This is a genomic window from Deltaproteobacteria bacterium (assembly GCA_028818775.1).
Classification (GTDB): domain Bacteria; phylum Desulfobacterota; class Binatia; order UBA9968; family JAJDTQ01; genus JAJDTQ01.
Window position 1 is genome coordinate 73,474 of sequence record JAPPNE010000084.1, and the last position, 25,488, is coordinate 98,961.

26 protein-coding genes and 1 tRNA gene are annotated in these 25,488 nt (G+C 66.5%); 13 read left to right on the plus strand and 14 right to left on the minus strand.

Features of this window, described 5'->3' with window-relative positions; translation table 11 throughout:
- The first annotated feature begins 2 nt into the window (after nt 1-2).
- The 7 genes from OXU42_10130 to OXU42_10160 all read left to right on the plus strand — a co-directional run bounded on the left by OXU42_10130 (nt 3) and on the right by OXU42_10160 (nt 6,404).
- A complete protein-coding gene (locus tag OXU42_10130; protein ID MDE0029743.1) occupies nt 3-674 on the plus strand; it encodes a heme exporter protein CcmB in 672 nt (223 codons plus the stop codon).
- A 286-nt stretch (nt 675-960) separates the two neighbouring features.
- Nucleotides 961-1,641: a cytochrome c biogenesis protein CcsA gene (ccsA, locus tag OXU42_10135; GenBank protein MDE0029744.1), complete on the plus strand. Its 681-nt coding sequence runs from the start codon at nt 961-963 to the stop codon at nt 1,639-1,641.
- Between the two features lie 25 nt (nt 1,642-1,666).
- The gene (locus tag OXU42_10140; GenBank protein ID MDE0029745.1) at nt 1,667-1,816 is read left to right on the plus strand and encodes a hypothetical protein; all 150 of its coding nucleotides are present in this window, start codon (nt 1,667-1,669) and stop codon (nt 1,814-1,816) included.
- Nucleotides 1,806-2,249: a cytochrome c maturation protein CcmE gene (ccmE, locus tag OXU42_10145; GenBank protein MDE0029746.1), complete on the plus strand. Its 444-nt coding sequence runs from the start codon at nt 1,806-1,808 to the stop codon at nt 2,247-2,249. The genes OXU42_10140 and ccmE overlap by 11 nt, the downstream gene beginning before the upstream one ends.
- Nucleotides 2,246-4,207 carry a heme lyase CcmF/NrfE family subunit gene (locus OXU42_10150; GenBank protein MDE0029747.1) on the plus strand — a complete coding sequence of 654 codons (1,962 nt, stop codon included), beginning with the start codon at nt 2,246-2,248 and terminating at the stop codon, nt 4,205-4,207. The genes ccmE and OXU42_10150 overlap by 4 nt, the downstream gene beginning before the upstream one ends.
- Nucleotides 4,204-4,773 carry a redoxin domain-containing protein gene (locus tag OXU42_10155; protein ID MDE0029748.1) on the plus strand — a complete coding sequence of 190 codons (570 nt, stop codon included), beginning with the start codon at nt 4,204-4,206 and terminating at the stop codon, nt 4,771-4,773. Before OXU42_10150 ends, OXU42_10155 begins: the two co-directional genes overlap by 4 nt.
- 29 nt (nt 4,774-4,802) lie before the next feature.
- Nucleotides 4,803-6,404, plus strand: a complete 1,602-nt coding sequence (locus tag OXU42_10160) for a cytochrome c-type biogenesis protein CcmH (protein ID MDE0029749.1) — start codon at nt 4,803-4,805, stop codon at nt 6,402-6,404.
- Between the two features lie 55 nt (nt 6,405-6,459).
- On the opposite strand, the gene OXU42_10165 is transcribed toward OXU42_10160, so the two are convergent.
- The 11 genes from OXU42_10165 to OXU42_10215 all read right to left on the minus strand — a co-directional run bounded on the left by OXU42_10165 (nt 6,460) and on the right by OXU42_10215 (nt 18,372).
- On the minus strand, nt 6,460-6,909 hold the full coding sequence (locus OXU42_10165; protein ID MDE0029750.1) for a flavin reductase family protein: 450 nt from the start codon (nt 6,907-6,909) through the stop codon (nt 6,460-6,462).
- Between the two features lie 150 nt (nt 6,910-7,059).
- Entirely contained in the window at nt 7,060-7,497 is a 438-nt protein-coding gene (locus OXU42_10170) for a DUF1178 family protein (GenBank protein ID MDE0029751.1), read from the minus strand.
- A 61-nt stretch (nt 7,498-7,558) separates the two neighbouring features.
- Nucleotides 7,559-8,383, minus strand: a complete 825-nt coding sequence (locus tag OXU42_10175; protein MDE0029752.1) for an alpha/beta hydrolase — start codon at nt 8,381-8,383, stop codon at nt 7,559-7,561.
- Nucleotides 8,384-8,389: 6 nt separating this feature from the next.
- Complete coding sequence (gene ggt, locus OXU42_10180) at nt 8,390-10,006, minus strand: gamma-glutamyltransferase (GenBank protein MDE0029753.1); 1,617 nt, start codon at nt 10,004-10,006, stop codon at nt 8,390-8,392.
- Between the two features lie 45 nt (nt 10,007-10,051).
- On the minus strand, nt 10,052-11,068 hold the full coding sequence (locus OXU42_10185) for an amidohydrolase family protein (protein ID MDE0029754.1): 1,017 nt from the start codon (nt 11,066-11,068) through the stop codon (nt 10,052-10,054).
- Nucleotides 11,069-11,091: 23 nt separating this feature from the next.
- Nucleotides 11,092-11,307 (minus strand): hypothetical protein, encoded by a 216-nt coding sequence (locus OXU42_10190; protein MDE0029755.1) that lies wholly within the window; start codon nt 11,305-11,307, stop codon nt 11,092-11,094.
- 45 nt (nt 11,308-11,352) lie between these two features.
- Nucleotides 11,353-13,431 (minus strand): elongation factor G, encoded by a 2,079-nt coding sequence (fusA, locus tag OXU42_10195; protein ID MDE0029756.1) that lies wholly within the window; start codon nt 13,429-13,431, stop codon nt 11,353-11,355.
- 25 nt (nt 13,432-13,456) lie between these two features.
- On the minus strand, nt 13,457-14,248 hold the full coding sequence (locus tag OXU42_10200; GenBank protein ID MDE0029757.1) for a type III pantothenate kinase: 792 nt from the start codon (nt 14,246-14,248) through the stop codon (nt 13,457-13,459).
- Nucleotides 14,249-15,058, minus strand: a complete 810-nt coding sequence (locus OXU42_10205; GenBank protein MDE0029758.1) for a biotin--[acetyl-CoA-carboxylase] ligase — start codon at nt 15,056-15,058, stop codon at nt 14,249-14,251.
- Nucleotides 15,055-17,808, minus strand: coding sequence for a valine--tRNA ligase (locus OXU42_10210; protein ID MDE0029759.1), 2,754 nt, complete (start codon nt 17,806-17,808; stop codon nt 15,055-15,057). Before OXU42_10210 ends, OXU42_10205 begins: the two co-directional genes overlap by 4 nt.
- An 84-nt stretch (nt 17,809-17,892) precedes the next feature.
- Nucleotides 17,893-18,372 (minus strand): hypothetical protein, encoded by a 480-nt coding sequence (locus OXU42_10215; protein ID MDE0029760.1) that lies wholly within the window; start codon nt 18,370-18,372, stop codon nt 17,893-17,895.
- A gap of 92 nt (nt 18,373-18,464) precedes the next feature.
- On the opposite strand from OXU42_10215, the gene OXU42_10220 reads away from it, so the two are divergent.
- The 4 genes from OXU42_10220 (at nt 18,465) to OXU42_10235 (ending at nt 21,191) form a co-directional block, all read left to right on the plus strand.
- A tRNA-Leu gene (locus tag OXU42_10220) sits at nt 18,465-18,552 on the plus strand.
- Between the two features lie 106 nt (nt 18,553-18,658).
- On the plus strand, nt 18,659-19,612 hold the full coding sequence (locus tag OXU42_10225; GenBank protein MDE0029761.1) for a polyprenyl synthetase family protein: 954 nt from the start codon (nt 18,659-18,661) through the stop codon (nt 19,610-19,612).
- On the plus strand, nt 19,612-20,370 hold the full coding sequence (locus tag OXU42_10230; protein ID MDE0029762.1) for a ubiquinone/menaquinone biosynthesis methyltransferase: 759 nt from the start codon (nt 19,612-19,614) through the stop codon (nt 20,368-20,370). Before OXU42_10225 ends, OXU42_10230 begins: the two co-directional genes overlap by 1 nt.
- Entirely contained in the window at nt 20,367-21,191 is an 825-nt protein-coding gene (locus OXU42_10235) for a hypothetical protein (protein ID MDE0029763.1), read from the plus strand. Before OXU42_10230 ends, OXU42_10235 begins: the two co-directional genes overlap by 4 nt.
- A 10-nt stretch (nt 21,192-21,201) precedes the next feature.
- Here OXU42_10235 and OXU42_10240 read toward each other — a convergent pair whose 3' ends face one another.
- Nucleotides 21,202-21,561, minus strand: coding sequence for a hypothetical protein (locus OXU42_10240; GenBank protein ID MDE0029764.1), 360 nt, complete (start codon nt 21,559-21,561; stop codon nt 21,202-21,204).
- 449 nt (nt 21,562-22,010) lie between these two features.
- Between OXU42_10240 and OXU42_10245 the strand changes: the two genes are divergently transcribed.
- Nucleotides 22,011-23,000, plus strand: coding sequence for a phosphotransferase (locus OXU42_10245; protein MDE0029765.1), 990 nt, complete (start codon nt 22,011-22,013; stop codon nt 22,998-23,000).
- 11 nt (nt 23,001-23,011) lie between these two features.
- Here OXU42_10245 and OXU42_10250 read toward each other — a convergent pair whose 3' ends face one another.
- Nucleotides 23,012-23,374: a hypothetical protein gene (locus OXU42_10250; GenBank protein ID MDE0029766.1), complete on the minus strand. Its 363-nt coding sequence runs from the start codon at nt 23,372-23,374 to the stop codon at nt 23,012-23,014.
- Between the two features lie 46 nt (nt 23,375-23,420).
- On the opposite strand from OXU42_10250, the gene OXU42_10255 reads away from it, so the two are divergent.
- Complete coding sequence (locus OXU42_10255; protein MDE0029767.1) at nt 23,421-24,152, plus strand: metallophosphoesterase family protein; 732 nt, start codon at nt 23,421-23,423, stop codon at nt 24,150-24,152.
- Nucleotides 24,153-24,244: 92 nt separating this feature from the next.
- On the opposite strand, the gene OXU42_10260 is transcribed toward OXU42_10255, so the two are convergent.
- On the minus strand, nt 24,245-25,345 hold the full coding sequence (locus OXU42_10260; GenBank protein ID MDE0029768.1) for an ornithine cyclodeaminase family protein: 1,101 nt from the start codon (nt 25,343-25,345) through the stop codon (nt 24,245-24,247).
- Between the last annotated feature and the right edge of the window lie 143 nt (nt 25,346-25,488).

Below are 25,488 nucleotides of genomic sequence, written 5' to 3' on the forward strand. Positions count from 1 at the left end.
GCGTGCTCCGACAGATCTACTGGCTCCTGTGGAAGGACCTCCTGCTGGAGGCGCGCCGCCGCGACAACCTGTTGTCGATGTTCTTCTTCGGCCTCTCGCTGCTGTTCCTGTTCTCCTTCGCCTTCGAGATCTCCAGCGAGAACGTATCGCGCATGGCCCCCGGCCTCCTGTGGCTGGCGTTCATGTTCAGCGGCACGCTGGCCTTGAACCAGCTCTTTCAGGGGGACCGCGAGAACGACTGCCTCGACGCGCTGCTGCTGGCGCCCCTGGACCGGGGCGCCTACTACCTGGCCAAGGTTTTCTTCAACTTCTCCCTCATGTTTCTCCTGGAACTCTGCATTCTGCCGCTCTTCGGCGTCCTGTTCCGGCTGGACTTCTGGCATCTCCTGCCGAACGTATTGCTCTACACTCTGTTGGGGACGCTGGGCTTCTCCGTGGTGGGGGTCCTGTTCGCCGCCGTGACGTTGCGTGCACGCGCCCGGGCGTTACTGCTGCCGGTGCTGCTCTTCCCGCTGATGATTCCGGTGATCCTCGGCACGGTCCGCACGCTGCAGATCATCCTCGGCGCGGGCGCCGCCGCGGAACTGGCGCCCTGGTTCCGGCTCCTGGTCGGCTTCGACCTGATCTTCATCACCGCCGGCTTCCTGCTGCTGGAGTGGGTGCTGGACGGTTGAGGTCGATTGGGAACCGTTGGGCGCGGGTGCTATCATTGGACACTGGACGCGAACGCCTCACACTATCGTTTTCGCCCCTGCCCCCCACATCGTCATTCCCGCGAAAGCGGGAATCCAGGAGTGGTTGGGGGTCGGGGCGCTCGGTCGCAATCCCCCACCCTGCCCCTGGATTCCCGCTTTCGCGGGAATGACGGTGTGAAGGACGGGGACTACGGTGTGAAGGGTGGTGTGGATGGGAACGACGGAGTAGAGGTGGGCGCGGCACCGTACTCAACTCGATCAGTCCATGGCTCGACGAATACTCGGTACTCTGACACTCATACTCATCCTCACCGGCCTGTATTGGGGCTTGGTGGAGGCCCCGCCCGACGCGCGCCAGGGCGAGACCCAGCGCATCATGTACCTCCACATCCCCAGCATCCTGGTGGCGTACCTGGCGTTCTTCATCGTGTTCGTGGGTAGCTGCCTCTACCTGTGGAAGGGCGAGCGCCGGGACGACAACCTGGCGCACTCGGCGGCGGAGATCGGTGTGCTGTTCACGGCGCTGACCATCATCGAGGGCTCCATCTGGGGCAAGCCCACCTGGGGCGTGTGGTGGACCTGGGACGCGCGCCTCACGCTCACCGCCATCCTGCTGCTGATCTTCTCGGCCTACCTGCTGCTGCGCTCGCTCATCGAGGATCCGCGGCGAGGCGCGGTATCCGGCGCCATCCTGGGCATCATCGGCTTCCTCGACATCCCGCTCATCCACATGTCGGTGTACTGGTGGCGCACCCTGCACCAGCCGCCCTCCATCCTGCGCCCGGACAAGGCGCCGTGGGAGAACATCGACCCGGCGATGCTGTGGCCCCTGGGGATCAACTTCCTGGCGTTTCTCGTGCTGTTCTTCTACCTGCTGTCGCTGCGCATCCACCTGGGGGAGGTGGAGGACCGGGCGCGTCGGAGCCGGCTCTACGCGGCCGGCTGAAAGGCGCTTCGCGGAGGTTTGACATATGGGACAATGGGGCTTCGTCTTCTTGGCCTACGGCATCGTGTGGGGCGCCATCCTGCTCTACGTGGTGCTGCTGAAGCGGCGCATTCGCGCCGCCGTGGCCATGGAGACGCAACACACCGGCAAGGAGGCGCACGGCCATGAAGCGTAGGCGGTTTCTCATCGGCGGCCTGATCATCGTCGGCGCCCTCGCCTATCTCATCTACGGCGCCATGCAGAACGCCGTGGTCTACTTCGTCACGCCGAGCGAGCTCCACGCCGAGACCGGAGCGCCGGACCGCTTCCTGCGAGTGGGCGGCATGGTGCTGCCCGGGTCACTGGAAAAGGACCTGGGGCGACGCACCTTCCGCTTCAGGATCTCCGATGGCCAGGAGTCCATCCCCGTGTTCTTCCAGGGAGTGCCCCCGGACCTCTTCTCGGAGGGCAAGGGCGCCGTGGTGGAAGGACGACTCGGCAAGGATGGAGTGTTCCAGGCCTCCACCGTCATGGCCAAGCACGCCGAGGAGTACAGCCCGCACAAGGAGGGGGAAGATCCCTCCAAGGTGCGCAGCTTCGTGCCCGCCCGGCCCACGGGCGGTTCGTGACCGCGAGCCTGGGACATACCTGCGTCCTGCTGGCCTTCGCGCTGGCGCTCTGGGGCATCGCCGCCCCGGTCCTGCACGCGCGCACCGGCGACGAACGTTTCCACGCCTCCGCCCGCTACGCCATCGCCGGCCAGTTCCTTTTCGTCACCGCCGCCGCCGGGGCGCTGATCTACGCGCTGGTGGCCACCGACTTCTCCATCCGCTACGTGGCCTTCAACACCACCCGGGCGACGCCCGTCTACTACCGCGTCACCGGCCTCTGGGGCGCCCTCGAAGGCTCGCTGCTCCTGTGGGAGTGGATCCTCATCATCTTCTCGGCGCTGGTGGCGTGGTGCTACCGCGCGCGCATGCGCGAATTCATGCCCTGGGTGCTGATGGTCTTCTCCATCGTCTCGGCGTTCTTCCTGGCGGTCATCGCCTTCGCCTCCAACCCCTTCGAGCCCCTGTCGCCGGTACCCGCCGACGGCCGCGGCCTCAACCCGTTGCTGGAAGACGCCAACATGCTGAGCCATCCGCCGCTCCTGTACACGGGGTTCGTGGGGCTCACCGTACCCTTCGCCTTCGCCATCGCCGCGCTCATCCGCGGCCGGCTCGACCAGTCGTGGATCGTCGCCACCCGGCGCTGGACCATCACCGCGTGGTTCTTCCTCACCCTCGGCAACATCGTGGGCGCGTGGTGGTCGTACCACGTGCTCGGCTGGGGCGGCTACTGGGCCTGGGACCCGGTGGAGAACGCCGCTTTCATGCCCTGGCTGCCGGCGACGGCGTTCCTGCACTCGGTGCAGGTGCAGGAACGCCGCGGCATGCTCAAGACCTGGAACCTGCTGTTGATCATCATCGCTTTCAGCCTGACCATCTTCGGCACCTTCCTGACGCGCTCCGGCGTGCTGTCGTCCATCCACGCGTTCTCGTCGGGACCGGTAGGATTCTATTTTCTGGCGGTTCTCGCGTTCGTGCTGATCTCGTCGCTGGGACTGCTGGCTTGGCGCAGCGACCAGCTTCGCGGGCAGCCCGAGCTGGACTCGGTGGTGAGCCGCGAGTCGGCCTTCGTCCTGAACAACGTGGTGTTCGTCTCCGCCCTGTTCACCATCTTCCTGGGCACGGTGTTCCCGCTGCTGTCCGAGGCCGTGGCCGGCGTCCAGGTGAGCGTGGGGGCGCCCTACTTCAATGCCGTCACCGCGCCTCTCTTCCTGCTGCTGGTCTTTCTCATGGGCGTGGGGCCGCTCATTGCCTGGCGCCGGGCTTCCTGGGACAACCTCAAGCGGAACTTCACTTGGCCGGTGGTGGCGTCCCTGGCCGTGGCCGCGGGCCTCTTCGCCGGCGGCATCCGCTCGTTTTTCTCGCTGCTGGGCTTCACGCTGTGCGCCTTCACGGTCTGGACCATGGTGTGCGACACGTGGCTTTCGCTGCGGGCGCGCCGGCGCCAGGCGGGCGAGGGGCCGCTCCGCGGCTTCGCCACTCTGGTGCGGCGCAACCAGCGGCGCTACGGTGGATTCGTGGTGCACCTGGGTGTGGTGCTGGTGGTGCTGGGCATCGCCGGCTCCATGGCCTACAGCATCGAGCGGGAGGCGACCCTGAGCGTCGGCGAGACCCTCACGGCGGGACCCTACCGGGTCTCCTTCGAGGGCCTGCGCGGGTCGCAGCAACCCACCCACTACCGGGTGGAGGGCGCCTTCCAGGTGTCGCGCAACGGTCATGAGCTGGGACGCCTGTCGCCAGCGCTCAAGTTCTTTCCCATCCAGGATTCGCCCATCGGCCGGGCGGTGTTCTACAGCTCGCTCAAGGAGGACGTCTACCTGATCCTCTCGGGATTCAGCGAGGTGGGCCAGAACCGGGCCACGCTCAAGGTGCTGATCCGCCCCCTGGTGCTGTGGATCTGGCTCGGCGGCGTGGTCATGGCCCTGGGCACGCTCCTGGCCATCCTGCCCATGGGTCCGGCCCGGCGGAAGGAAGCATGACTCCGGCGGCGCGCAGACTGCTGCTCACCCTCATGGCGGTGGGCGCCCTGGTGATCCTGCTGGGTTACGGCTTCTACCGCGACCCGCGCTACATCCCCTCGCCGCTGGTGGGAAACACCGCCCCGGATTTCTCCCTGACTTTGTTCGACGGCCGGGAGGTGCACCTGTCGGAGCTGCGCGGCAAGACCGTGATGCTGGATTTCTGGGCCTCGTGGTGCCTGCCCTGCCGGGCGGAAGCGCGGGACCTGGAGGCGGCCTGGAAGCGGCAGGGAGACGACGTGGTCTTCCTCGGCATCAACATCCAGGACAAGGAGGCGGCCGCGCGGAAGTTCATCGAGGAATTCGGCATCACCTTCGCCAACGGGCAGGACCCGGACGGCAAGATCGCGGTGGACTACGGCGTCTGGGGCATTCCCGAAGCCTTCTTCGTAAGCCCCACGGGCAGGATCACCTACAAGCACGTGGGCGCCATTCCGCCGGCGGTGCTGGCGGCCAAGCTGGAGGAAGCCCGCCGCGACCGCGCCAGCGCTGAGAGCGGGCGCGGCGAGCATCAGACGATACGATGAGATTCCTGGGCAAGGACAGGAAGGCTCGGTTGGGAAAACCGGGAGGCCGCCGTGTCCGCGGCGCGGTCGCGGTCATCGGTGCACTGTTGGTTGCGCTCTCGTCGCATGCACGCGCGGACCAGGCGCTAGAGGACCGCGTGCGCGCCATCGCGTCGGAGCTGCGCTGCGTAGTGTGCCAGAACCTGTCCGTGGCCGACTCTCCGGCGGAGATGGCGGTGCAGATGCGCGGCATCGTGCGCGAACAGCTCCAGGCCGGCAAGACCCCGGACGAGGTGCGCGCCTATTTCGTCTCCAAGTACGGAGAGTGGGTGTTGCTGGCGCCCCCCGCCCATGGCTTCAATCTGATGGTATGGATACTCCCCTTCGCCGTCCTCCTTGCCGGTCTCGCCTTCGCGATCTGGTACTTGCGCCGCTGGAGCCGCCGTCGCGCCCGCGAGCCGGAGGACGTCCCGGAACCGGAGCTCCTGGAGCGGGTACGGGCGGCGGTCGCCGCCGGCGAGGAGACCCCCGACTCGCCGGAGCGCGCCAACCTGCCCATCTACCAGGACCTTCGTGAGTTGGAGTTCGACCACCAGGCGGGCAAGCTGTCGGACGCCGATTACGAGGCCCTGAAACAGCGCTACGAACGGCAGGCCGTGGAACTGCTGCGGGACGAGGGTGAAGCCGCCGCCGTGGTCCGGGAGCCGGATGCGCGGGAGCCGGAGATGACGGAGCCGACACCTTCCAGGTGGAGCAAACGGTCGTGGATGATGGCCGGCGGGGCGGCCCTGCTGCTTGCGGGGGGCGTCACCCTGGGGCTCCTGCTGGGTCAGTCGGTGCGACCGCGCACGTCTCCGGAGGACAGCATGACCGGGGACTTCCTCACGGGAACCGGTCCCGGCGGCATCGGGCAGCCCGGCGCAAGCAATCCGGCCGCCGCGCTGCGCCAGGGACAAGAGGCCTTCCAACGCAAGGACTTCAAGGCCGCCATCCCGGCCTTCCGGACCGTGTTGCGCCACGACCCCGGCCACCCCGCGGCCAACGCCTACATGGGCATGATCCTGGCCCAGGCCGGGCATGTGGACGCCGCCCTCGAGGCGCTGGACCGCGCGCTCGCGCGCACTCCCAACTTCCCCCTCGCGCTGTGGGCCAAGGGGATGGTGTTGTTCCAGGATGGGCGTGACCCGGCCGGCGCGCGCCGGCACCTGGAGCGGCTGGAAGGCCTTCTGCCCGAGGGAGAGCAACGCAAGGCCGTGCGCGACATCATCGCGCGGATCGGTGAGCGGCCACGGGAACCGGCCGGTGCGCCCGCCGGCCCACGGATCGAAGGCATCGTCGAGTTGGAAGCCGGAAAGGCCCCCGACGCCGGCGCACGGTCCGTCCTGTACATCATCGCCCGGCCCGCCGGAGCCCAGGGCGGCCCGCCCCTGGCGGTCAAGCGCATCGTCGCCCCTGCCTTTCCGGTGTCCTTTTCGCTGGGTCCCGGGGACGTGATGATTCAGGGAACAGCCTTTGAAGGCCCGCTGAACCTGACGGCGCGGTTGGACCGCGACGGCGACCCCCTCACGCGGGAGCCCGGCGAACCGGCCGGAGCCTACGACGGGAACCCCGTCTCACCCGGCGCGCGGAATGTCGTCGTGAAGCTGCGCTGACCGCGGCGGCTGCCTGCCGTGGCCCCGCGAAGCCTGAATCCAGGCTCTCCGCGACTCACCCCTCTTGGGGAAGCCTCTGGTACTTGCCCTTGTAGAACAGCAGCGGGCGGTCGCCCGCTGCCTCGGCATGGATTATCTCGCCCAGGTAGATGGTGTGGTCGCCGCCGTCATAGCCCTGAGTGACGCTGCATTCGATGTAGCCGATGGTCTGGTCGAGAAGCGGGATGCCGTGGTCGCTCATGTGCCAGGCGGTGTCCTGGAACTTCTCGATTCCTTTGGTGGCGAAGCGGTTGGCCAGTTGCTCCTGGTGCTCACCCAGCAGGTTGACGGCGAACACGCCGGAGTCCTCGAAGCACTCGTAGCAGTTGGCCTTCTTGTCGATGCATACCAGCACCAGCGGCGGGTTCAGGGAGAGGGATGAGAAGGCGTTGGCGGTGATCCCCGTGGGAACTCCGGCCTTGTCCTTGGTGGTCACGATGGTCACTCCTGTGGCGAAGTGTCCCATCACGTGCCGGATCTCGCGCGGGTCCATGGTGCACGGGGTAACAGACGGGGCCGCGCGTTGTCAATCACCGTCAGGGGTTCATGCACACCGGCGCCCGACAGCGGACCGCGGCCGAACAAATAAGGTCGGCGAGGCGTGAAACGGGCGGTTTCAGCCGTCCAGCTCCGGCTTCGGCAGCATCATGTATGGGACGCTGTCGTCGTCGAGGGCCTCCCGTTCCTCGGTGGTGGCGGTGCCGTGGATGGGGCGTTCCTCGGCCTCGCCGGCGTGGATGCGGCGGGCCTCGCCGGCGAAGTGGCGGCCGACGTTCTCGAAGTTGTTCTCGATGTAGTGGTGCACCCGGATCAGCGCTTCCTTGAGCTGCTCCGGCGTGGGCACGGCCTGCGGCTGACGTTGCTTGGACGGGGCCGGCGACTCCTCCTGCTTCGTGTGCACGGCGCAGGCGTGCGGGAGCTTGGTGACCGCGGTGGAGTTGCACACCGGGCAGGCGATCAGACCCTGGGAGAGCTGCTCCTGAAAGTTCTCCGGCCCCGAGAACCACCCCTCGAAGCCGTGGTCGTTGTCGCAGGTGAGATCGTAAATGACCATGTCGTCAAACCGGACCGGGCCGTGCCTCCTGTCTCGAAGGTAAATCCGGCCCTGAGCCGTGTCAAGACAGCAGGAAGTCCGTCACCACCTCGATGAACGTGTCCTGCTCCTCGATCTGCGGCTCGTGCGCCGAGTCGTGGAAGCGGTACGCCGTGGAGCCCGGCACGATGCCGCGCAGCCGCTCGTCCCAGTCGGGCTGGTTGAGGGGGTCGTGGTCACAGGCGATGATGAGCAGCGGCACGGTGACGGTGGACAGTTGCTTCACGAAGGCGTCGATGGTGGAGCCGCGCTCGTACCCTGGGCGCTTCAGGCGGGCCGCGGACAGGGCCTCCCAGGCGCCCGGCGCGATGGAATCGTTGTAGCGGGACTCGACGCACTCCGGGGTGAGCCACTTCTCGTCGTGAAACAGCAGCTTGAGGAGCTTGCGCATGTTCTCCGGGCTCGGGGTGTAGTCCTCCAGGTCTGCCTGGAAGTCGCTCTTGAACACCCCGGCGTTGCCGCAGATGGTCACCATCTTCTTCATCTTCAAGGGCGAAGGTTTCCGCACCGAGCTTCTCAGCAGCGTGCCGCCGCCGGCGGAATTGCCCACGAAGAACGCTTCACCCACGCCCACGACATCCAGCCACTGTGCGAGGTGCGTCAAGCGGAACCCCGAGGGGTCGGAGAAGCTGTAGATCTTGGCGGTGCGGCCATAGCCCAGCATGTCCGGGGCGAGGACGTGGAAAGTCCGCCCGAGCTTCGCCATGGCGGTCCCCCACGTGGCCTCGGCCGAGGCGCCGTACTCCCCGCCGTGAAGCAGCACCAGGTCGGGCCCCTCCCCCGCTTCCAGGTAGTGCGTTTCGATGCCCCCGACCCGAAGTGTCTGGTGATGAATCGCGTCGCTCATGATCCCCTACCACCCCACGGCGTAGCCGTCCCGGCGCGGGTCGGCGGCGGCCATGAGCGTGCCGTTGCGCGGGTCCCTGGCGATGAGCGCCGCGCCGCCGAAGGACCAGGGCTCCACCACCGTCACCGGGTGGCCCTTGGCTGCCAGGCCCTCGACCACCTCCCTGGGGAATCCCTGCTCCAGGCGCAGGCTCTGGGGATAGCCGACGTTGGGCGGCGTACCCGGCACGTGGCTCCAGCGGGGCGCTTCCAGCGCGCACTGGGGATCCATCTTGAGGTCCAGGAAGTTGTGCAGCACCTGCACGTTGGTCTGGGGCTGGTCGTCCGCCCCCGGGGTGCCGCCCACGGCCAGGAACTCGCCGTCGCGGAACACCATGTAGGAGTTGAGGGTGTGCGCGGGGCGCTTGCCCGGTTGCAGGGAATTGGCGCTGTCGGGATCGAGCCGGGCGCTGCACAGGCGGTTGTTCATGACCAGGCCGGTGTCCCCCGCCACCACGCGCGAGCCGAACACCGAGAACACGCTCTCGATGAGCGAGATGACGTTGCCGTGGCCGTCGGCGGCGCACAGGTACGTGGTATCGCTCCCGGTCATGGCACTGGACGACGACACCGGCCCGGCGGAATCGCCGATGTCGGCGCGGCGCGCGTCCGCGTATTCCTTGCTGATGAGGCGCTCCACCTCGGGGTCGCCGAAGCGCGGGTCGTCGAGGTGGCGGATGCGGTCCTCGAAGGCGATCTTCTTGGCCTCCACCATCACGTGGACCAGTTCCGTACGGCTCATCTTCGAGCAGTCGTAGCCCGCCAGCAGGTTCATCATGGTGAGGATCACGAACCCCTGGGACACCGGCGGCTGCTCCAGGATCTGGTAGCCGCGGTAGTCGGTGCTCAAGGGTTCGAGCCACTCGGCGAACTCGCCGTCCAGGTCCCGCTCCTCGAACAGGCCGCCCTGGGCGCGAATGCCGGCGCACAGCCGCGCGGCCACGTCGCCGCGATAAAAACCGTCCCGGCCGTCGCGCACAATGGCTTCCAGCACCGCCGCCAGCTCGGGCTGCCGTAGCATCCGCCCCGGCGTCAGGTCTTCCAAGGGGGCACGGAAATAGCGATGGATGTCGGGACTGGAAGGCGCCCACTCCGCGATGGAACCGGCCAGTGACAGGTACAGGGGAAAACCGTCGCGGGCCAGCGTCAGGGCGTCGGCGCAGACCTCGGCGCGGTCCATGGTGCCGTAGCGGCGGTGCAGTTCCAGCCATCCCTCCACCGCCCCGGGCACGGCGATGCTCAAGGGCCCGGAGGTGGGGATGGCGTCGAGACCGCGGCTCTTGAAGGCGTCGATGGTGGCGTTGCCGGGCGCCGGGCCGCTGGCGTTGAGTGCCCGAACCTTGCCTTCGTCCTTCATGTAGACCAGCGAGAACAGGTCGCCGCCGAGCCCGCAGGCCTCGTGCTTGACCACCGCCAGGACGAACCCGGCGGCGACGGCCGCGTCCACGGCGTTGCCGCCCCGCTGCATCATCTTGAGCCCGGCGACGGACGCCAGCGGATGGCCCGCCGCCACCACGCCGTTTTGCCCCATGACGAGCGTGCGCGCGGCCTTGCCGTAACGAATTTCATGTGTAGCTTGAGACATGAGGACATTCTCCCGAGTTTTCGGATCCCGCCATGCGGAGCGTGATCAGATGTGCAGGATCCGGGCGGCGTTGCCTCCGAGGATCCGTTCCCTGGGCTCCGGCGCGAGACCCAGGTCGTCGATGGCCTTGAGGCTGTTGCGGATGAAGCCGCAGCCGTCGTCCGGCCCGTAGGGATAGTTGGTGCCGAACACCAATTGCTCGGGGCCGAAGAAGTCCATGACGCACCTGAGGGTGTTGGCCGGATGGTCCGCGGTGTCCACGAAGAAGCGCCGGAACGAGTCCAGCGGATTCTCCTGAAGGCCGTAGCGTTGGCGCATCTCGTCGGTGCGGCCGGTGTAGATGTTGATGGCGCGCTGCCCGAAGAAGGCCAGCACCCCGCCCACGTCCGCCACGACGAACGGCAGGGTCGGAAACCTCTCGATGACCCGGCCGTACACCAGACGTGTCATGGCCACCGTGCTGTCGAAGGCCCAGCCGTAGATGAGGATCGGCATGATGTCGAGGCCCACGGCCTCGGTGGCGAGAGGCGCGGTGGGATGGAGGTAGACTGGCAGCTCGTACTCCGCGAGCTTCTCGTACAGGGGGAAAAAGACCTCGTCGTCCAGGGGTCGGCCGTTGAGGTTGGTGAAGCACCCGAACCCGCGCAGGCCCAACTCCTGGACCGCCCGCTCAAGCTCCTGCAGCGATGCCTCGATGGACGCGGTGGGCAGCGTCGCCAGGCCGACGAAGCGGTCCGGATGGCGGTTGCACATTTCCGCCAGCTCGTCGTTGGCCACCCGCGCCAGCGCCACCGCGTCGTCCGGGTCGTAGCGGTCGGCGCCGGGAGCGGGGATACTCACCACCTGCACGTCCACGCCCTGACGGTCCATGTGCTCCAGCCGCTGCTCGACGTTACGGCCCTTGAAGATGGCGGTGTTGATGCGGCACTTGAGGTTCTTGTCGTAAAGGTATGCCATGCCGCTGTAAGGGTCCGGCTCCTCCAGCACGACGGCGCCGTCCCGATCGCGCATCGCCTCCATGTAATGTTCGGGGAAGATGTGGCTTTGGAAGTCGATGATCATGGCGCGCATCCAGAGTCCTGCGTTCAGAGTCCCCGCACCAGGCGCGGGAACCCGTCGGGTACCTGCGGCTCGGATTTGACCGTCCTGGAACCCACCGAGCTGCCGCAGCGCTGGCAACTGTAGTCGTAGAGGTCGCCGTCGGGCAGCACCAGCAGCAGGCGCTCGCGCACGGGCATGGCCTGACCGCACTTGCTGCAGTAGAGCAACGACGCCGACAACTGTTCGAAGCTCTTCTCCATGCAACCTCGCGCCTCTGCCTCCGAAAGGAGACGCGGGACGCTACACTAGTCGCCTTCCGCCTCCGCCTTGGCTTCAGCCTGGACCTTCTCCATGAGGTGCGCCGGCAGCTCGTCGTAGTGCGAGAACTCCGACTGGAACTCGCCGCGTCCGCTGGTCATGGAACGCAGGTCCGAGGCGTAGCGCAGCACTTCGGACATGGGCACCTGCGCCTTGATGATCTGGCTGTGCCCCTTGGCGTCCACGCCGAGGACCTTGCCGCGGCGGCTGTTGAGGTCCCCGATCACGTCGCCCATGCACTCGTCGGGCACCGACACCTCCATGGACATGACCGGTTCCAGTATCACCGGCTTGGCGGCCTCCATGGCGTTCTTGAAGCCCATCGACGCCGCGATCTTGAAGGCCATGTCGGACGAGTCCACGGAATGGAACGATCCGTCGTAGAGGGTCGCGCGCACGTCCATGATGGGGAATCCGGCCACGTAGCCGCCCGACATGGTCTCGACGATGCCCTTCTCCACCGCGGGGATGTAGTTCCGCGGGATGGCGCCGCCGACGATCTTGTCGACGAACTCGAAGCCCTTGCCGCGCGGCAGCGGCTCGATCTTGAGCCACGTATCGCCGTACTGGCCGCGGCCGCCGGACTGTTTCTTGTATTTTCCCTGAGCGCTGGCGCTGGCGCGGATGGTTTCCCGGTAGGGCACCTTGGGCGCCTTCAATTCCACTTCGGCGCCGTACTTGCGCTTGAGCTTGTCCACCACCACTTCAATGTGGAGCTGGCCCGTGCCCGACAGGATGAACTCGCGCGTCTGCTCGTCGCGGTGCATGGTGATGGAGGGGTCCTCCTCCATCATGCGCTGGAGCGCCTGCGGCACCTTGTCCTCGTCGGCCCGGGTCTTGGGCGAGAGGGCAAAGGAGATGGACGGGTTGAAATGCATCGGCCTGGGGTACTCGATGGGCGCGGACTCGTCGCACAAGGTGTCGCCGGAGGCCACGTCCTTGAGCTTGGCCGCGGCGACGATCTCGCCCACGCCCGCCTCCGGAACCTCCTCCTGTTTGCCCCCCTCGGGTCGGAATATGTGGGTGATCCGCTCCTTGGCGTCCTTGCCCGGGTTGTACACCGTGCTGTCGGCCTTGAGCGTTCCCGAGAGCACGCGCATGATGGACAGCCGGCCCGCGAAAGGGTCCACGATGGTCTTGAAGACGAACGCCGAGAACGGGGGGTCGGCGCTCTTGCCGCGCGCATCCTCCTCTCCCGTCACCGGATTCCTGCCATTGGCGGCAGCCTCCTCCAGCGGCGACGGAAGCCATGCGACGATGCCGTCCAACAGCGCCGCGACGCCCATGCCCCGGGTCGCGGAACCGTACAGCACCGGGAACAAGGTCCCCGCCATGACGCCGGCGCGCAGTCCTTCGGAGATCTCCTCCGAGGTCAGCTCCTGCCCTTCCAGGTACTTCTCCAGCAGCTCGTCCTGGGTCTCGGCCACGTTCTCCATCAGGTTGACGCGCATCTCCTCGGCGCGTTCCCGAAGCTCCGCGGGGACGTCTTCCTCGGTTTCCCTGCCGTCCCCCTCCTTGCACACCGCCTTCATGCGGATCAGGTCCACGACCCCCCGGAAACCTTCCCCGTGGCCGATGGGAACCTGCACGTGGATCGCCTTGCCTCCCAACTCCCCGGCGATGGCGTCCACCGCCTCCACCGGGTCCGCCTCCTCGCGGTCCATGCGGTTGACGAAGAACATCCGGGGAAGGCCCCGCTCCGCGGCGTAGCCCCAGAGCCGCTCCGCTTCCACCCGCAGGCCGGCGCCGGCATGGAGGACGAAGACCGCGCCGCCGCAGGCGGGCAACGAATGGACCGTCTCCGGAAGAAAGGTGGCGAAACCCGGCGTGTCCACCAGGACGCACGTGGTCTTCTGCCACTCCAGGGAGTGAAACGCGGTGGAAATGGAAACCTGCCTCTGGATCTCCTCGGGTTCGTAGTCGAAAGCGGAGCTGCCGTCCTCTACCCGCCCCAGGCGGTTCGTGCTGCCGGCGGCGAAAAGCAACGCCTCGCCCAGGGAGGTCTTGCCAGCCCCCCGGTGTCCCAGCAATCCGACGTTGCGTAACCGGCCAGCTTCAATTGCCATGTATCGTCCTCCCTTGAACCATCGATCAGGGTCTGCGCTTGCGCTGCGACGGAGTCGCGTTCTTTTCGTAAATAAGACGTAACCCTTCCAAGGTCAAGAATTCGTCCACGTCCTCGATCACCGTCGATTCGCGGGCGATGAGCGACGCGACCCCGCCCGTGGCCACCACCTTCGCCTTGATGCGGTTCTCCCGCTCGATGCGCTGGACGATGCCGTCCACTAGGCCGACGTAGCCGTAGTAGATGCCCGACTGGATGGAGTGCACCGTGGACTTGCCGATGACGGAGCCCGGGCGCAGCACTTCCACCCGGGGCAGTTTCGATGCCCGCTGGAACAATGCCTCCACGGCGATGACCAGGCCCGGCGCGATCAGTCCTCCGAGATACTCGCCGTCGTCGGAGACGCAGTCGAAGGTGGTGGCGGTGCCGAAATCGATGACCACGCAGGCGGCGCCGAAGCGCTCGTAGGCGGCGACGCCGTTGGCGATGCGGTCGGCGCCGACGTCCTGCGGGCTGTCGTAGAGAATCGGCATGCCGGTCTTGAGGCCCGGCCCCACGAGCAGCGGCTTGACGCCGAAGAACTTCCGCCCCAACTCGTCGATCATGCCCACCATGGGCGGCACCACGCAGGAGACGATGATAGCGTCGATGTCGCCGGCGCCGATCCCCTGGGCCGCCGCCAGCGGCGCGATCAGGGCGCCGTACTCGTCCACCGTGCGTTGCGGCTCCGTCAGCAGGCGCCAGTGGGTCACCAGCTCCCGGTCGCGGTACACACCCAGCACCGTGTTGCTGTTCCCGATGTCCACGGCCAGCAGCATCTAGTACCCTTCCGCTCCATCCAGCAGGACCACGTCCCCGCTCACCACGCGCTCGGTCCGGCCGCCCTCGCAATCCAGCACCAGGAAGCCGCTTCCGTCCAATTCCCGGACCCGTCCGGCGCGCTCGCCGTCCGGCGTGTGCGCGCGCACCCGGCGCCCTTCCATGCGCGCGTAGCCGTTCCAGCAGCGCGCGATGGGCACGAAGCCCTGCTCCTCGAACTCGATGTAGCGGTTCTCCATGTGCCGCACCAGGGAACGGGTCACGCGCACCCGATCCACCGCGGCGCCGGCCTCCTCCATCACCGAGGTGGCGCGCTCGCGGATTTCCCGCGGCATGAGCGCCCGCGGGTAGTTCAGGTTCACGCCGATGCCGACGATCACGAAGAGCGTGCGTTCGGACTCGCACGCCAGCTCGCTCAGGACCCCCGCCACCTTGAGTCCTCCCAGCAGGATGTCGTTGGGCCACTTGATCCGGGGCGCGCGGGGAACGTGTTCCTTCAGGGTGTCCGCCAGCGCCACCGCGGTCAGCAGCGTGATCTTCGCCGATTCGGCGGGAGCGAGCCGCGGGCGCAGGATGAACGAGATGTAGAGGTTGACACCCGGCGGCGAAACCCACCGCCGGCCCATCCTCCCCTGCCCCCGGGTCTGCGCCTCCGCGATGACGACGGCGCCCTCGGGCTCGCCGGCCTCGGCCAGCGCGTGGGCGGTGCGGTTGGTGGAGGCCAACTCCGGGTGCACGTCGACGCGGCGCCCGAGGCGCCGGGTGCCCAACCCGCGCAGGATCGCGGCCGCGGTCAATTCCCCGCTCACTGTGCCTGAAGCTCCCGTATCCTTTCCAGGCTGCGGTTCAGTGCCTCGATCTTCTCCTCCATCTCGCGCGCCTTCTCGCGCTCCCGCTCCACCACGTCCGGCCGGGCCTTGGCCGTGAAATTCTCGTTGGCGAGCTTGTTGTGCACGCGCCCGATCTCGGTTTCGAGCTTTTCCAGGGAGCGGTGCAGGCGACTGCTTTCCTCCTCCAGGTCCACGGCCCCGTCCAGGGGTACGTAGACCTGGGTGGTCTCGACGATGGCCGTGGCCATCCGCTGGGGCCGCACGCCTTGGGCAAGGTACTCCGGCGGCTCCGTCCGCGCCAGCGCGCACAACAGCGGTTCATGAGCGCGCACGAGGGCCAGGCGTTCCTCGGAGTCGGAGAGCATGACCCGGACCTTCCTGGAGGGCGGCACGTTCATCTCGGTGCGGAGGTTCCGCACCGCGCGGATGATGCCGCTGAGAAACGCCACCTCTTCCTCCGCGTCCGCATCCACGGGAAACTCCTCGGCCGTCGGGTAGGGCTGGACCATGATGTCGCCGTTCCGAGCCGACGAGGCGTCCCGGGCGGTGACCGCGCCCCACAGTTCCTCGGTCACGAACGGCATCAAGGGGTGGAGCATCAGCAGGATGTTCCGGAGAACGGCGTGCAGCACTCGCTGGGTGGTGCCGGAACCGTCCGCGCCGTTGAGGCGGAGCTTGCTCATCTCGATGTACCAGTCGCAGAACTCGTGCCACGTGAACTGGTAGAGATGGTGTGCGAAGTCGTTGAAACGGTACGTGCGAATGGCTTCGCGGGCGCGCTCGACGGTGGCCCTGAGGCGCGACAGGATCCAGCGGTCGGCCAGGTCGAGATCGGCCCCGGCGAGATCGGCCGGCGCGCGGCGGGGTTCGGCGAGCACGTCGTCGTCGAGGTTCATGAGCGTGAAGCGCGCGGCGTTCCACAGCTTGTTGACGAAGTGCTGGTAGCCCGCGATGCGGTCCTCCGCGAGCTTCACGTCCCGCCCCATGGCGGTCATGGCCACCAGGGTGAAGCGGAACGGATCGGCGCCGTAGCGGTTCACCATGATGAGCGGGTCGATGACGTTGCCCTTGGACTTGGACATCTTCTGTCCTTCCTGGTCCCGCACCAGGGCGTGGATGTAGACGTCCCGGAACGGCACCTCGTCCATGAACCTGAGCCCCATCATCATCATCCGCGCGACCCAGAAGAACAGGATGTCGAACCCCGTCACCAGCGTGGAAGTGGGATAGTGGGCCTTGAGATCCGCGGTCCCGTCGGGCCAGCCCAGGGTCGAGAACGGCCACAGGGCGGAGGAGAACCAGGTGTCCAGGACGTCGGGGTCCTGCACGAACCGGTTGCCGCCGCAGGTGTCGCACCGCTCCGGCGCGCTCCTCCCCACCACCGGGACGCACCCGGGCGGGACCCGCTCGACGCCGGCGTCCAGGGACTCGTTGCAGCCGGCGCAATACCAGGCCGGTATCTGGTGTCCCCACCAGATCTGCCGCGACACGCACCAGTCCTTGATGTTCTCCATCCACGCGAAATACGAGTTCTTCCACGCTTCCGGGATGATGCGGGTGCGGCCGTCACGCACCGCCTCCATGGCGGGGTCGGCCAACGGCTTGATCTTCACGAACCACTGCGGGGTCAGATAGGGTTCGATGACCGTCTGGCAACGGTAGCACTTGCCCACCGCGTGGCGGTACGGCTGGACCTCGGCCAGCAGTCCCTGCTCCTCCAGCTCGCGCACGACGCGCTCCCGCGCCGCCAGGCGGTCCTGGCCACGGTAAGGGCCGGCCCAGGCCGGCGCCTCGCCGTCCTCGCCGGCGAAGGCCTCGGGCCGGATCGCGGCATCGTCGTCAAAGATATTGATAACTTCAAGACCGTTTCTCAGGCCGATCTCGAAGTCGTTGAAGTCGTGCCCGGGAGTGATCTTCACCGCGCCGGTGCCGAACTCCGGATCCACGAAATCGTCGGCCACCACAGGGATCTCGCGGCCCACGATGGGCAGCCGCGCGCGCCGGCCGATATGGCCCGAGTGCCGCGCGTCCTCCGGATGGACCGCGACCCCCGTATCGCCGAGCATGGTCTCGGGGCGCGTTGTCGCGACCACCACCTCGCCTCCCTCCACCAGCGGATAGCGGACGTGCCACAGGTGGCCGTCCACCTCCTCGTGCACCACCTCGATGTCGGCCAGCGCCGTCTTGCAGCGCGGGCACCAGTTGATGAGCCGTTCCGCGCGGTAGAGCAGCCCCTCCTCCCAGAGGCGGACGAAGGCTTCGCGCACCGCCCGGGAGAGGCCCTCGTCCATGGTGAAGCGCTCGCGGCTCCAGTCGCAGGAGACCCCCAGGGCGCGCAATTGCCGCAGGATGGTGTGGCCGGTCTCCTCGCGCCAGCTCCAGACCTTCTCGATGAACGCCTCCCGGCCCAGCTCATTCCGATCCCGGCCCTCGGCGGCAAGCTGGCGCTCCACCACGTTCTGGGTGGCGATGCCCGCGTGATCCGTTCCGGGCACCCACAGCACGTCGTGGCCGTCCATGCGCCGGAAGCGGCACAGCACGTCCTGGAGGGTGTTGTTCAGCGCATGCCCCATGTGGAGGGAGCCGGTGACGTTGGGCGGCGGAATCACCATGGAGAAAGACGGCGCGCCGGAGCCGGCCGGCGCGAAGTGGTCGGCTCCCTCCCAGCGGGCGTACCACTCGCCCTCCACTTCCAGATGACTGTACGACTTGGCGATTTCTCGTGGCATGCGACTCCTATCTGTGCTCTGTTTTCCGCGCTGTGCCGCCCCGCATTCGCGGGACGCGGGCAGGAGCGGGTTTGAAACCCGCCCCTACGTGTTACCGGAGGGCTTTTCGGAGCCCGGTTCCTCCACGACCTCCGTCAACTCGATGATCTCGCCGTCCGCGGGATCGGATCCCGGGACGTCGTCTGCCGGCGGCTCCTCCGTCGCCGGCCGCCGCGTTCCCAATGGCGACGTATTTTCCAGCAACGACCGCATTGCGGCTTCAAGGGCGGGGCCTTCCAATGGCTTGGCCACGGCCGCGGTCAGCCGGGCCGGCTTGAGCGAAGGCGGCGATCCCTGGTGAAGCCATACGCTGGGAATCTTGAGACGCTGAAGCGACCGCAGCAGCTCGCCGGCGACGCGGCCATCCTCGACGCTCTCGCGGTCGACGATGACGAGGTCGTGACCCTCGAGATCCGCCGGGACGGACCAACCCTCCCGCACCACGGTCTGATGCTCCGGAAACAGAAACTGGCGCAGGGCCTCGCGCAGGATCGGATGGCTCTCGATGATGAGGATGCTGGCCATTTCACCGACGTTTCATGGTAGCAGACAATATTCGGTCCTACGAACTTGACAAGGCCGGAGCCACTGATACATATAGAATCTTTCCCCGGCGTGCGAAAGTGGCGGAATTTGGTAGACGCGCAGGATTCAGGATCCTGTGGGAGCAATCCCGTGGGGGTTCAATTCCCCCCTTTCGCACCACCATCCCCAGGAAACGGAGTCCCCTCTGCCACAGCAAGACCATGAGAGTGACCTTCAGGTTTTTCTGACGGATATCGCTGAAGAATCCCTGGAAACCCGCGACTCGGTGGACCCCTACGGCTTTGTCGCCGACCAGTTGGCGCTGGTGGAGCAAAGGCTGGCGGAGTGCACCCGTTCGAAGGAGCCGGAGCTGACCCGGATCGCCTCCCACCTGATCGGGGGCGGCGGCAAACGCATCCGGCCCGTCATCACCCTCCTTGCCTTCAAGGCGTTCCACGGCCGGCGTGTGGACGACGCCGTGGACATCGCCACGGCCATGGAGTTGATCCATGCGGCGACCCTGCTGCACGACGACATCATCGACGGCGCGGAGTTCAGGCGCGGCAAGGAATCGGCCTTCAAGCGTTACGGCCTCACGCGCACGCTCGTGACCGGGGATTTCCTGTTCATCAAGGCGTTCGAGTTCGCCGGCAAGTTCGATGAGCAGGTGGTGCAGTGGACCGCGGACGCGTGCACGAGCCTGACCGAGGGCGAGATCCTGCAGGGCTCCTTCAACCGCAGCCGCACGGTCACCGCGCACGACTATCTCGAGATCGTCGAGCGCAAGACCGCCTCGCTCTTTCAGACGGGCGCCAGGCTCGGGGCCTACATCGCGGACGCGCCGTGCCAACAGGTCGAGGTGGCCGCGAGCTTCGGGCTCAACCTGGGCATCGCCTTCCAGATGATGGACGACGTCCTCGACGTCGTGGGCCGGCGCGACCTGTTGGGCAAATCCACCGGCATGGACCTGCGCGACGGCAACCCGTCGCTGCCCATCGTGCTCTCCCTTCTCGACGGACACAAGGCCGTCACCCAGGTGTTCCAGTCGCGGGAGCCCACGGAAAACGACATCCAGCGCGCTCTCGACGCCATGGGCAACGGCAGCGTCATCGAGCGTGCGCGGGATTTCGCCCGCAAGTACGCGCTCAAGGCGTGCCGCGAGGTCGACCGGTTGCCGGACTCGGTGGAGCGGGACGCCCTCAAGGGGCTGGCGCACCTGCTCACGGACCGCGATCGTTAATGCCCGCGCGCGCCCGGCTTGCCTCCCGCGATACCCAGGTCCGGAACATCTTCGATCGCATCGCCGGACGCTACGACCTGCTCAACCGGATCATCAGCTTCCGGCTCGATTCGCTGTGGCGCCGCAAGCTCATCCGCGTCCTGGGCCTGGCCGGCCGCCCGGCATCGGTCCTGGACATGGGCACGGGCACGGGAGCGCTGGCCCTGGACGCCTGCCGGGTGCTCGCGCCCGGGGCGCGGGTGGTCGGCGTCGATTTCTCGCGGGCCATGCTCCGGCGCGCCCGCGAGCAGGCCGTGCGGACGGGTGCGGCATCCCGGGTCGACTACGTGCTGGCGCACGCGCTCGCCGCGCCGGTGCGAAGCGCGGCGTTCGACGCGGTCATGAGCGCTTTCGTCCTGCGCAACGTGGGCGACCTGGAGTCGTTTTTCCGCGAGTCGTACCGCGTGCTCAAGCCCGGCGGACAGGTGGCGTCGCTGGACATGTTTCCGCCGCCCCATGGGCTTTTCGCGCACCTCTACTGGCTCTATTTCGGGAAGCTCATGCCGCGCATCGGCGCCATGGTGAGCGGCGACCCCACGGCCTACCGTTACCTGTCGGATTCCGTGCGGTCGTTCGTGTCGCCGGAGACGGTGGCGGAGACGCTTGTCTCGGCCGGCTTCGCGGAGACCCGCATCCGCCGGTACCTGCTGGGAGCGGTCTGTCTTCACGTCGCCACCAAGCCCGGGGGAAGCCCGAGGGAGGAAGCAACCGAGCCATGAACCCATACGGCGCGGCGTTCGTGATGTTTCTCTACCAGGTGGCCGTGGGCGGGCTGGTGGGCTTGTCGGCGACGCCCTTCAACGACCTGGAGCGAGGCTTCTACAAGTCCACCGCCGGCGTGCTCGTGGTCGCCGCGGTGCTGGCACTGTGGGGGCAGATCGACATCCTCCCCGAAGAGAGCGGGGTTCGCGCTGTCCTGGGAGTGCTCCTCCTGGCGGTCTTCACCCTCTTTCTGCTCCTGTACTTCGTGTCGCTGTGGGGGGAGCGGGGCTTTCTGCGGGCTCGTTTCTTTTCCACCGCCATCCTGACCGGGCTCGCGGGCCTGATGGTGGCGTCCTACGGCTTCTCCGGCCCTTCCCTGGGTCCGGTCGAAGCGGTGTTTCTGCCGCTGAGCTTTGTCGTATCGGCCTTGCTGCTGGGCGCCGTGACGGTGGGCATGCTGATCGGCCACTGGTACCTGATCGAAACGGGTCAGAGCCTCGATCCGTTCTTCCGCGTGTTCCGTTTCTTCGTCGTCATGCTGGTCATTCAGACCGGCTTGGAGATGATCGGGACGGCCCTCCTCTACCTGTTTGGAACCGCCGCCACCGAGGCGACCGTGGAACGGCTCTTCAGCCACCACCTGGTCCTGCTGTCATCGCGCTTCCTGGTGGCGCAGGCCGCGCCGCTGGCGCTTTCCTGGATGATCTGGAAGACCCTGACGGACTTCAAGAACACCATGGCGGCGACGGGGCTGTTCTACATCGCCCTGCTGGGGGTATTCGTGGGAGAACTTCTGTCGAGCCACATCCTCGTCCTCGCGGGCGGGACGGCGCCCTAGGGACGAAGTTCTAGTTTGGTGTCGTGTCCGTCGTGTCCTGTTCTTCAGGCGCCGGCGCCTTGATCTCGCGTTCCGGCCGCGGATAGGTCTTGATCCTGGTGACCCGCAGCCCGTGTCCGGTCCAGCCGAGGTCGTAACCCACGACCATGCCTTCCCTGAGACCCTTGGGGGAGGTCACCGGGCCGGACATGCGCACCATCTGATAGGAAAACCTCACATCCCGGCCGCTGGCGGTACGTACCACGCCGTTGTTCTTGCGGTGGGAGAGGCGCCGGATGATCCCATGATAGTAGAAATCCGGCCGTTCTTCGTCCGTCGCGTCTTCGTGGACCACACCCTCCAGGCCGTCCTCGGCATCGTCTTCGCCCATGGCGGACCCTCCTTGCTCTCCTCCATCGTATCCTTACGGGTGTCGGACTGCAATGCGTCGGGCGACAAACGCGTCAGCCATGCCCTCGACCGGCCGACATAAACGTCGAATCCCATAACCTGTTGAATATAAAAGATATTTCTATGTACCACCGGTTTGGGTCGACAATTTTGTCGACCCACGTCCGGAAAGAATCGTCGCAAATTCGCCTACTTACCGATGGCACGAAAAGTGCGTTAGGTACTGCCATAGGCGACCCAAGGCGATGGCCGACCCTGAAACGCTGTTGCGCACGGGTTCTCGAGGCGTGTTGTTGATAGCTTGTTGATAAGTTTATTGACAAGTAGTCTCCAATTGAATAATATAGGGGCCATATGTTATCCACGGATACGAAACCATCGGAACGACATATTCTAGCTGACGTATTCTCCCAGCCCGACGCCCGGGAATTGGCGGATATCGCCGAGGAATTCTCCCTCGGCGAGCCTTTCTCCGCCGCGGGACTCCATCGTGAATCCGCCGAGGCCTTCTTCATTCTCGAAACCAAGCGAGGCAAGTTTCTCGTCTCCATCGAAGGATTCAAGAGCGAGAACGAGGTCAAGCATGACATCGAGCTCCTCCTGTTCCTGCGGCGCCATGGCTTCCAGTGCCTGCAGCCCCTGAAGAGCCGGGGCGGGCAGCACTACCTTCAGGCCGACGGCCGGTTCATTTCGGCCAGCCGCAACATCGATGGGGCCGAGGTACCCGTGGCGGATCTCACACGGGGACAGATTTCCGCCGCTGGACGCGTGCTCGCCGACCTTCATCTGATCGGCAGAGGGTACAAGAAGGGCGTGGAGAACCGCTTCTCCTTCCCGAGGGTCGCGGCGTTGTACCAGGACGTGCGCAAGATCCTGCCCGCGCACCTCAAGACCATCGTGCGGGTGCTGGATGACGAGGTCAACTACCTTGAATCCTATCTCGACAACAACCTCCCCAAGGGCATCATCCACGGCAATCTGTCCTGGGAGAGCATGAAGTTCAAGGGCTCGCGCCTGGTCGGGATCATGGACTTCGACAAGGCGTGCCGCGGGAAATTCATCTGCGACCTTGCCACGACCGTCAATGCCGTGTGCTACCACGAAGGACGTTACCGGCTGGACCGGTTCGAGGAACTGATCATGGGCTACGAAGGGCTGCGCCCCCTGTCGCTGCCCGAGTGGGACTCGTTCCCCAACGAGTTGCGGTTCTCGGCCCTGCGCACCGCCGTCACCAGCCTGCACGATTTCTACCTGCGGGATAACGGGGAGCGGCAGCGGCTCCAGAAGACCTTTCGCGATTTCTTCGAGCGGTTGCTGATTCTCAGGCGGGAAAAGGACGGGGGCATGGAAGACCTGCTGCTGTCCATGGCAACCGGTTACGACTACCGGAAGTACCAGAAGTCCAAGCCTTCCCGCTGAGGTATCCGCGGTCAGTTCCGCGACTCCGCCGAGCGCATCGCCGCGGACGACCTGAAAAGAGCAAAGCCGGCCAGCGCGAGGCCGGCCAGAAAGAGTATCAGGCCCCCGGTCAGCACGACGTAGAAGAAGTCCATCTTCACCCTGGCGGCGTCGTACTGCTCCCTCTCCTCATGGATGCGACCGAGGGTCTCCCTGTTTTCCCGCGGCGTCCGTCTGCCAAACCCGCCGTCCGCTCCGAAATCGGCTCCAGCCGCCACTACCGCCCGGTAGTGGTTCACCTGCACGGAACCGACGATCCAGTTGCCGGCTCCCAACAGCACGAGCACCACACCGGTCACGAAACCGGGCTTCAGGTACAGGTCCTTGAGACTCATGGCGCATCGGACGGTACCGAAGCCGCAAGGGAAGTGCAAGAGAACGATGAAATGTTACGTGATCGGTGACGTGCACGGATGCGTGGACGAACTGTCGGCCCTCGTCGCGAGCCTTCCCCTTGAAAGGGACGACACCCTCGTCTTCCTGGGCGACTACATCGACCGCGGCCCCGACTCGAAAGGGGTCGTCGACTATCTCACCGAGTTGAGCCGGCACGGCGAGCAGAAGACCGTGTTCCTGCGCGGCAACCATGAAGACATGATGCTGTCGTACATGGACTTGTCGGGCCGCCACGGCGACGCCTTTCTCCTGAACGGCGGACTGGCCACCCTCGCCAGCTATGGCGTGAGGGCCCCGGCCGGCTCACCGACCGCGGAGGACGGCCGGCGTCTTCTGGCCGCACTGCCGCCGGAGCACGTCGAGTTCTTCATGCGGCTCGAGCCGTGGTACTTCGTCGACGGTTTCCTGTGCGTGCACGCGGGCATCAACCCGCGGCGCACGTGGGACGAGCAGGTGGGCGAGGAACTCATCTGGATACGGCACGAGTTCATCATGAACCCGCATCCCTTGTCCCACACCGTCCTCTTCGGCCACACGCCGATGCAGGAAGTCTTCTTCGACCTGCCCTACAAGATCGGCCTCGACACCGGCCTCGTCTACGGCAACGCCCTGAGCTGCCTGGAGATCACCCGCCGGACGCTCTACCAGATCCGCCACGGCAGCCGCGCGGTACGGGTGACCGACGTGGCCGGTCGCTGGGAGCATCAATCGGGCTGATGCCTTGAAACCCTGATTCCTGACCGCCGGTGGGAGCCCGCCCGAGTGCGCTGCATTTCGCACCCCGACCCGCCATCACGCCCTCGCACCGGTTACGGGTGCACCGACTCCAGGAACCACTCCGTCGGGATCTCCCGCCCTACCCCCTTGGCCCTGGCGTCCGCGTAGACCGCGCCGCCCACGGCCGCGAACTGCAGCCCCAGGCCGATGGTGTTGATGAAACAGGTGGACTCGTCCGGGCTCGTGCGACCCGCCACTCTTCCGGACACCACGTCCTTGAGCTCCGGCGCGTCGACCCAGGGCGGTTCCTTGGGCCGTTCCACCGCGTCCTTGTCCGCCGCGTTGAGGAACTCCAGCGGGTCGTGGGCCACTACCCTTTCATCGCCCATGCCGGCGATGTAGTTCTCCGGGGCCGCCTTGCGCGTGTGCAGGACCACGCGGTCTGCGCGCGCCACGGTTTCGTCGCCCAATTCCGACGGCTTGACGCAGGTGAAATGGAGGCCGGGCCGCACCCATTCCGGCGGAATCACCCGCGTAATCGCGTTGGTGGCCGCCACCAGCACCTCGGACTGCGCCGCCACCACCGCGGCGTCCGCGCACGGTTCCACCGGAACCCCGGCCTTGGCCGCCATTTCCGCGCAGAACGATTCGCGGTTCGCCTGGGTCGGGCTGAACACCAGCACCTTCTCGAACGAACGCACCTTGCAGAAAGCCTCCACGTGGGCGCGGGCCTGCCAGCCGGAGCCGAGCATCCCGAGACAGGTGACGTTCTCTTGCGCCATGTACCGGGCCGCCACCGCGCTGGAAGCCGCCACGCGGTAGGCCTGGATCACCCCGTCCGGAAAGATGGCCAGAGGCTCGCCGGTCTCGGCCGAGAACAGCAGCACGAGCCCGACCCACTTGCCCCCCGGCGCCTTGGGAATCTTGTCCTTGACGATGCGATCGCCGCGGTCCTCCCAGCGGATCACGTCGGAGTTGAGCCGCAGGGCCACCACCTTGGGATCGAACAGCCCCGCCTCCATGGACTTGAAGGCGTACACGCCCGCGGTCTCGGGAAAGGGTAGGTAGAGGTCCGTGCGCGGGCGGTTGACGGCATGGCCGTCGGCGAGCTGCTGGTAGGCCTTGTTCAGCACTTCGATGCAGGAGTCCATCGACAACAGCGTCTCGATCTCGTCGTTGTTGAGAATCAACATCTCACGATCCTTTCCGTACAGACGGAGCGTGCCTTCGCCCACGTGTCGTGATGGCGGGTGAGGGCCACGGGGGATGTTGGGTCCGCCCTCCAGCCCCCGTGGCCCTCACCCGCCATCACCGATTCGACTACCTGGACAGGCTC

Coding starts and splice junctions, on each gene's coding strand:
- ccsA (MDE0029744.1), top strand. CDS start 961: ATGGCTCGACGAATACTCGGTACTCTGACACTCATACTCATCCTCACC.
- OXU42_10140 (MDE0029745.1), top strand. CDS start 1,667: ATGGGACAATGGGGCTTCGTCTTCTTGGCCTACGGCATCGTGTGGGGC.
- ccmE (MDE0029746.1), top strand. CDS start 1,806: ATGAAGCGTAGGCGGTTTCTCATCGGCGGCCTGATCATCGTCGGCGCC.
- OXU42_10155 (MDE0029748.1), top strand. CDS start 4,204: ATGACTCCGGCGGCGCGCAGACTGCTGCTCACCCTCATGGCGGTGGGC.
- OXU42_10165 (MDE0029750.1), bottom strand. CDS start 6,909: ATGGGACACTTCGCCACAGGAGTGACCATCGTGACCACCAAGGACAAG.
- OXU42_10170 (MDE0029751.1), bottom strand. CDS start 7,497: ATGGTCATTTACGATCTCACCTGCGACAACGACCACGGCTTCGAGGGG.
- OXU42_10175 (MDE0029752.1), bottom strand. CDS start 8,383: ATGAGCGACGCGATTCATCACCAGACACTTCGGGTCGGGGGCATCGAA.
- ggt (MDE0029753.1), bottom strand. CDS start 10,006: ATGTCTCAAGCTACACATGAAATTCGTTACGGCAAGGCCGCGCGCACG.
- OXU42_10185 (MDE0029754.1), bottom strand. CDS start 11,068: ATGATCATCGACTTCCAAAGCCACATCTTCCCCGAACATTACATGGAG.
- OXU42_10190 (MDE0029755.1), bottom strand. CDS start 11,307: ATGGAGAAGAGCTTCGAACAGTTGTCGGCGTCGTTGCTCTACTGCAGC.
- fusA (MDE0029756.1), bottom strand. CDS start 13,431: ATGGCAATTGAAGCTGGCCGGTTACGCAACGTCGGATTGCTGGGACAC.
- OXU42_10200 (MDE0029757.1), bottom strand. CDS start 14,248: ATGCTGCTGGCCGTGGACATCGGGAACAGCAACACGGTGCTGGGTGTG.
- OXU42_10210 (MDE0029759.1), bottom strand. CDS start 17,808: ATGCCACGAGAAATCGCCAAGTCGTACAGTCATCTGGAAGTGGAGGGC.
- OXU42_10215 (MDE0029760.1), bottom strand. CDS start 18,372: ATGGCCAGCATCCTCATCATCGAGAGCCATCCGATCCTGCGCGAGGCC.
- OXU42_10230 (MDE0029762.1), top strand. CDS start 19,612: ATGCCCGCGCGCGCCCGGCTTGCCTCCCGCGATACCCAGGTCCGGAAC.
- OXU42_10235 (MDE0029763.1), top strand. CDS start 20,367: ATGAACCCATACGGCGCGGCGTTCGTGATGTTTCTCTACCAGGTGGCC.
- OXU42_10240 (MDE0029764.1), bottom strand. CDS start 21,561: ATGGGCGAAGACGATGCCGAGGACGGCCTGGAGGGTGTGGTCCACGAA.
- OXU42_10250 (MDE0029766.1), bottom strand. CDS start 23,374: ATGAGTCTCAAGGACCTGTACCTGAAGCCCGGTTTCGTGACCGGTGTG.
- OXU42_10255 (MDE0029767.1), top strand. CDS start 23,421: ATGAAATGTTACGTGATCGGTGACGTGCACGGATGCGTGGACGAACTG.
- OXU42_10260 (MDE0029768.1), bottom strand. CDS start 25,345: ATGTTGATTCTCAACAACGACGAGATCGAGACGCTGTTGTCGATGGAC.